This is a genomic window from Pseudomonas sp. Pseusp11 (assembly GCF_047304405.1).
Lineage (GTDB): Bacteria > Pseudomonadota > Gammaproteobacteria > Pseudomonadales > Pseudomonadaceae > Aquipseudomonas.
Genome location: NZ_JBGLZF010000099.1, coordinates 1 through 320, shown reverse-complemented (window position 1 = coordinate 320; position 320 = coordinate 1). Strand labels below are relative to the sequence as shown.

Annotated in this window: 1 protein-coding gene; it reads left to right on the top strand. The window is 62.2% G+C overall.

What is annotated here, in order from left to right; translation table 11 throughout:
* A partial coding sequence (locus ACCC96_RS30315; RefSeq protein WP_413697744.1) for a VCBS domain-containing protein occupies nt 1-320 on the top strand: 320 nt, incomplete at both ends.

The window sequence follows — 320 nt, the reverse complement described above, 5'->3', positions numbered from 1 at the left end:
TACACCCTGGCCAACGGCACCAATGGCGTTGCCAGTGCGGTGCAATCGTTGCAGGCCGGCGAGACTCATAACGAAGTATTCACCATCCTGGTCAGCGACGGCCTGGGCGGCGTCGACACCCAGCAAGTGACCGTCACTGTCACCGGCAGCAATGATGCGCCGGTACTCAGCTTCGCCAGCGGCAACGATGCCGGCAACGTGCAGGAGGACACCACCCTCAGCGTCAGTGGCCAGTTCAGCTCAAGCGACATCGATCACAATGCCACCGCCACCTGGTCGATCAATGGCTCGGCAACCGGAACCTACGGCTCGATCGCCGT